Source organism: Micromonospora sp. AMSO31t (genome assembly GCF_008868175.1).
Lineage (GTDB): Bacteria > Actinomycetota > Actinomycetes > Mycobacteriales > Micromonosporaceae > Micromonospora.
On the sequence record NZ_WBKT01000251.1, the window covers coordinates 1 to 5,103 of the forward strand.

Annotated in this window: 5 protein-coding genes and 1 pseudogene; 5 read left to right on the top strand and 1 reads right to left on the bottom strand. The window is 72.0% G+C overall.

Translation table 11 applies throughout. The features are described 5' to 3' along the window. Window positions 1–396 (bottom strand): annotated as a pseudogene (locus F8274_RS29825) (oxidoreductase); the annotation flags it as partial. 119 nt (window positions 397–515) lie between these two features. Here F8274_RS29825 and F8274_RS29830 point away from each other — a divergent pair. From F8274_RS29830 to F8274_RS29850, 5 genes are read left to right on the top strand one after another with little or no spacing between them, the layout of a single operon-like run. Further along, window positions 516–1,907 (top strand): ABC transporter substrate-binding protein, encoded by a 1,392-nt coding sequence (locus F8274_RS29830; RefSeq protein WP_151465676.1) that lies wholly within the window; start codon window positions 516–518, stop codon window positions 1,905–1,907. After that, window positions 1,904–2,866: a carbohydrate ABC transporter permease gene (locus F8274_RS29835; protein ID WP_151465677.1), complete on the top strand. Its 963-nt coding sequence runs from the start codon at window positions 1,904–1,906 to the stop codon at window positions 2,864–2,866. The genes F8274_RS29830 and F8274_RS29835 overlap by 4 nt, the downstream gene beginning before the upstream one ends. After that, window positions 2,866–3,732 (top strand): carbohydrate ABC transporter permease, encoded by an 867-nt coding sequence (locus F8274_RS29840; protein ID WP_151465680.1) that lies wholly within the window; start codon window positions 2,866–2,868, stop codon window positions 3,730–3,732. The genes F8274_RS29835 and F8274_RS29840 overlap by 1 nt, the downstream gene beginning before the upstream one ends. Window positions 3,733–3,767: 35 nt before the next feature. Next, window positions 3,768–4,370, top strand: a complete 603-nt coding sequence (locus tag F8274_RS29845; protein ID WP_151465678.1) for a phosphatase PAP2 family protein — start codon at window positions 3,768–3,770, stop codon at window positions 4,368–4,370. Window positions 4,371–4,412: 42 nt separating this feature from the next. Further along, on the top strand, window positions 4,413–5,018 hold the full coding sequence (locus F8274_RS29850) for a bifunctional 2-polyprenyl-6-hydroxyphenol methylase/3-demethylubiquinol 3-O-methyltransferase UbiG (protein WP_151465679.1): 606 nt from the start codon (window positions 4,413–4,415) through the stop codon (window positions 5,016–5,018). Window positions 5,019–5,103: the final 85 nt, after the last annotated feature.

Below are 5,103 nucleotides of genomic sequence, written 5' to 3' on the forward strand. Positions count from 1 at the left end.
GGCGGCCAGGGGGTCGAGGCCGGGGGCGAGCGGGGTGACCGCGCCGGCGGCCAGCACGGCCTCGGCGCGGTGGCCCCAGATGCCCCAGACGATCTGCCCGGGCCGGCGGTCGGCGACGTCGGGCGCGACCTCGACGACCTCGCCGACCTCCTCGTAGCCGAAGCCCACCACCGGGTACGCGGGCGCGGCCTGCCGGGGCACGAACATCCGGGTGGCGTCGTCCCAGTCCTTGCTGAGCCGGGGATTGCTGCCCCGGTAGAGGGTCAGCTCGGTGCCGGCGGAGATCCCGGAGTAACAGGTGCGGACGCGGACCTGGCCCGGGCCGAGCGGGTCCGGGGGGCAGGGCTCCAGGCTCACGCGCCGGGGCCCGGCCAGAGAGACAACCCAGTTGGCCATGGCGTCGCTCCGAGGAAAGTGCCGGAGCCAATTCTAAACCGAAATATTGGTAATTGTCTTGTAAACGATCAATCGAAGGCGTTAAATCCCTGATGTACCCTTCGAGAGGAGTGCCACCGATGCCATCACCCTCGATGCGGATCCTCGCCCCCACCCTGATCATGGCACTTGCCGGGACAACCCTGCTGGCCTGCGGTGACGACGAGCCGAAATCCGACAGTTCTCAGATAACCGTGTGGAGCCTGGAAGACGTGGCGGACCGGGTGAACGCCACCAAGGCCATCATCGCCGACTACACCGCCAAGACCGGCGTCAAGGTCAACCTGGTCACCGTCAACGAGGACCAGTTCCCCTCCCTCATCGCCTCCAGCGCCGCCGCCGGCGACCTGCCGGACGTGGTCGGCTCGGTCTCCCTGGCCGGGGTGCGCACGCTGTCCGGCAACGACCTGCTGGAGCCGGACGCCAACAAGAAGGTCGTCGAGAAGCTCGGCCGGGACACGTTCTCCCCGCGCGCCCTCGAACTGACGAGCGAGGACGGCAAGCAGCTCGCCGTGCCCAGCGACGGGTGGGGCCAGCTGCTGGTCTACCGCAAGGACCTGTTCGCCGCGGCGGGCCTGTCCGCCCCCGACACGTACGAGAAGATCGCCGCCGCGGCGGCGAGGCTGAACACCGGCGGCATCGCCGGCATCACCGCGGCGACCGCCCCCGGCGACGTCTTCACCCAGCAGACCTTCGAACACCTCGCGCTGGCCAACAACTGCCAGCTCACCGACGACGCCGGCAAGGTCACGCTGGACTCCGCCGAGTGCGTCGAGGCGTTCCGCTTCTACGGCGACCTGATGCGCAACAACTCGGTCAAGGGCGCGCAGGACGTGGACACCACCCGGGCCACCTACTTCGCCGGCAGGGCGGCCATGCTGATCTGGTCGCCGTTCATCCTCGACGAGCTGGCCGGGCTGCGCGACGACGCCAAGCCGACCTGCCCGCAGTGCCAGTCCGACCCGGCCTGGCTGGCGAAGAACAGCGGCTTCGTCACCGCGATCAAGGGTCCGAACGGCGCCGAGCCGGCCCAGTACGGCGAGATCAGCTCCTGGGCGGTGCTCGACGGCGCGAGCGACCCCGCGTCGTCCTTCGTGGAGTACATGCTCTCCGACGGCTACCCGCGCTGGTTCGGCATGTCCCCCGAGGGGCGCTTCCCGGTGCGCACCGGCACGGCGGAGGACAAGCAGAAGTTCCTCACCGCCTGGAACACCAGCCAGGCCGGGGTGGACCGCAAGCAGCCGCTGTCGGCGGTCTACGGCGAGGACGTGCTCGCCACCCTGCGCAAGAGCCCGGACACCTTCCAGCGCTGGGGGCTGACCCAGGGCCAAGGCAAGCTCGTCGGGGCGATCCTCGGCGAGCTGCCGGTGCCCAAGGCGCTCGCCGACGTGATCGGCGGGAAGTCCGACGCCCGGGCCGCCGCCGAACGGGCGAAGAAGGACGTCGACGCCATCGCCAAGGGCGTGAATTGACCACCACCGCGCCGGAGGCCGGCCGCTCCCCCACCGGGGAGCGGCCCCGCCGGCCCGGCCGACGCCCGCTCACCCTGCGCCGCCGCGAGTCCCGCGCCGGGCTCGCGCTGGTCGCCCCGACCCTGCTCGTCGTGGTCGCGGTGATCGGCATACCGATCGTGTGGACCGTGGTGCTGGCCTTCCAACGGGTACGCCTGGCGACCCTGCGCCGGACCGGCCTCTTCGGCGAGCTGACCCTGGACAACGTCGACCGGGTGCTGCACACCCCCGGATTCGCCGACACGCTCTGGACCACCGTGCTCTACAGCGCCGGCGGGACCGTCGGCTCCATCCTGGTCGGCCTGGTGGCGGCGCTGGTGGTCCGCCGGCCGTTCCGGGGCCGCACCGTCGTCCGCGCGTCGATGCTGCTGCCGTACGTGGCGCCGGTGGTCGCCATGACGTTCGTCTGGCAGGTCATGCTCGACCCGCAGCTCGGCTTCGTCAACGACTGGGGCCGCCGGTTCCTCGGCTGGGACGAGCCCGTGCCGTTCCTGTCCCAGGAGTCCACCGCGCTCTGGACGGTCATCGCGTTCGAGGCGTGGCGCTACTTCCCGTTCGCCTTCCTGTTCCTGCTGGCCCGGCTTCAGGCGGTGCCGGGCGAGCTGGAGGAGGCGGCCCGGGTCGACGGCGCCACCCCGACCCAGCGCTTCCGGTACATCCTGCTGCCGCAGCTCATGCCGGTGATCGCGCTGATCGGGGTGCTCCGGTTCATCATGACCTTCAACAAGTTCGACGACGTCTACCTGCTCACCGGGGGCTCGGCCGGCACCGAGGTGGTCAGCGTCCGGGTCTACCAGTTCCTCACCGCGCGGACCGACATCGGCGCGGCCGCGGCGCAGGCGGTCGTGCTGGCCGTCGTGCTGATCGTCTTCGTCGCGATCTACCTGCGCTTCTTCGGCGGCCGTCGGGAGGGGGCGTGATGGACCGGGACCGGATCGAGACGGTGAGCCTGCGCTGGCTGCGGCGGCTGGTGATCGCCGCCTTCCTGGTGGTCACCCTGCTGCCGTTCTGGTACATGCTGGTGCTCTCGGTACGCCCGATCGAGCGGCTGCTGCTCGACCCCGGCTCGCTGCTCGTGCCGTTCGGCGAGCTGACGGTCGCCACCTACGCCGAGGTGCTGAAGTCCGTGGAGGACGGCGGGCAGGGCTTCCTCGCCTTCATCCGCAACAGCGGCATCGTGGCGCTGGCCGCCACCGCGCTCACCCTGGTGATCGCCATCCCCGGCGCGTACGCGGTGTCCCGGCTGCGGTTCTTCGGCCGGCGGCAGGTCAGCGCGCTGTTCCTGGCGGTCTACCTGTTCCCGTCGATCGTCATCGCGATCCCGCTCTTCGTGGTCTTCACCCGGGCCGGGCTGCGCGGGTCGCTGGTCGGGCTGGTGCTGGTCTACATCTCGCAGACCCTGCCGGTCTCGGTCTACATGCTGAAGAACTACTTCGAGACGATCCCGGTCAGCCTGGAGGAGTCCGCGGCGATCGACGGGGCCGGCCGGCTCGGCATCATCCGACGGGTCAGCCTGCCGCTCGCCGCGCCGTCGGTGATGGCGGTCGCCCTCTACGACTTCATGATCGCCTGGAACGAGTTCCTCTTCGCGCTGCTCTTCCTGGTCGACCGGCCCAACCGGTGGACCGTCTCGCTGGGCCTGTCGCTGCTCGCCGACGGCGTCGAGGTGCCGAAGACGGTGCTGATGGCCGGCTCGGTGATCCTCACCCTGCCGATCGTGATCCTCTTCCTCGCCAGCGAGCGGCTGCTCACCGAGGGCCTCACCAGCGGCGCGGAGAAGGGTTAGTTGACCATGGCGGACGGCTCCACCAGGATGGTCCGGTGCGGGCGACCCGGGAACGGACGGTCAACGGGCGGCTGGCCCGGCTGATCACCGAAGTGCTCGCACCGGGCGTCCTGGTGACCGCCCTGCCGCTGGTGGCGGTCGCCCGGGTCAGCCCCTCCCCGCAGCAGTTCCTGCTCTGGGCCGGCACCGCCCTGCTGTTCTGCGCGGTGATCCCGGTCGGCGTGATCGTCCACGGCGTACGCCGCGGCCGGCTCACCGACCGGCACGTCGGCGACCGTACCCAGCGGGCCCGTCCCCTGCTGACCGGCCTGGCCTCGGTGGCGGTCGGCATGGCCCTGCTGGCCGCGCTGGGCGCGCCCGCCGAACTGTTCGCCGTCATCGTGGTGATCTTCGTGGTCGGCGCCGCCTGCACCCTGGTGAACCACTGGTGGAAGCTGAGCATCCACGCCGCGGTCGCGGCCGCCACCACGGCCGTCCTGGTGCTGCTGTTCGGCCCGGCGCTGCACGTCGGCTGGCTGCTCGTGGCGGCGGTCGGCTGGTCCCGGGTGGTGCTGCGGGACCACACCTGGCCCCAGGTGGTGGCCGGCGCGGTCACCGGCGCACCGCTCGCCATCGGCGCCTTCCTGGCTCTCGGCTGAGGTTCCCGAGCCGGGCCGAACAAGATCAGCTACCGTGGCGGCATGGGCAAGCCGACCCGCTGGGTGACCGACACGAAGCCAGGACACTCGCAGTGGTACGTCGACCGGTTCCGCCGGCTCGCCGCCGAAGGGGCGGACCTGGCCGGCGAGGCCCGGCTGCTGGACGCGCTCGTCGCGCCGGGCGCGCGGATCCTGGACGCCGGCTGCGGCACCGGCCGGGTGGCCGCCGCGCTGGCCGCCCGGGGCCACACCGCGGTGGGCGTCGACGCCGACCCGGTGCTGATCGACGCCGCCCGCACCGACCACCCCGGCCCGCGCTTCCTGGTCGGCGACCTCGCCGAGCTGGACCTGGCCGCGCAGGACGAGCCCGAGCCGTTCGACGCCGCCGTGGTGGCCGGCAACGTGATGGCGTTCGTCGCCCCCGGCACCGAGCGCGCCGTGCTGACCCACGTCGCCGCGCACGTCCGGCCGGACGGCCTCGTGGTGGTCGGCTTCGCCACCGACCGCGGCTACCCGGTCACCGGGCTGGACGCCGACGCGGTGGCCGCCGGGCTCCGCCTCGAACACCGCTTCGCCACCTGGGACCTCCGCCCCTGGCACGACGACGCGGAGTTCGCGGTGAGCGTGTTCCGCAAGCCGGCCGCCTGAGCCGTCCGGCCGGACGGCTCGGGCGGCGGGGCGGTCGGGGTCAGGCCGGGGCGGCGACGGTGCGGGCGGCGGCCTGGTCAGCCTG

Excerpts from the sequence above, each read along its gene's own strand:
- F8274_RS29830 (WP_151465676.1), top strand. The coding sequence starts at position 516 with ATGCCATCACCCTCGATGCGGATCCTCGCCCCCACCCTGATCATGGCA.
- F8274_RS29840 (WP_151465680.1), top strand. The coding sequence starts at position 2,866 with ATGGACCGGGACCGGATCGAGACGGTGAGCCTGCGCTGGCTGCGGCGG.
- F8274_RS29850 (WP_151465679.1), top strand. The coding sequence starts at position 4,413 with ATGGGCAAGCCGACCCGCTGGGTGACCGACACGAAGCCAGGACACTCG.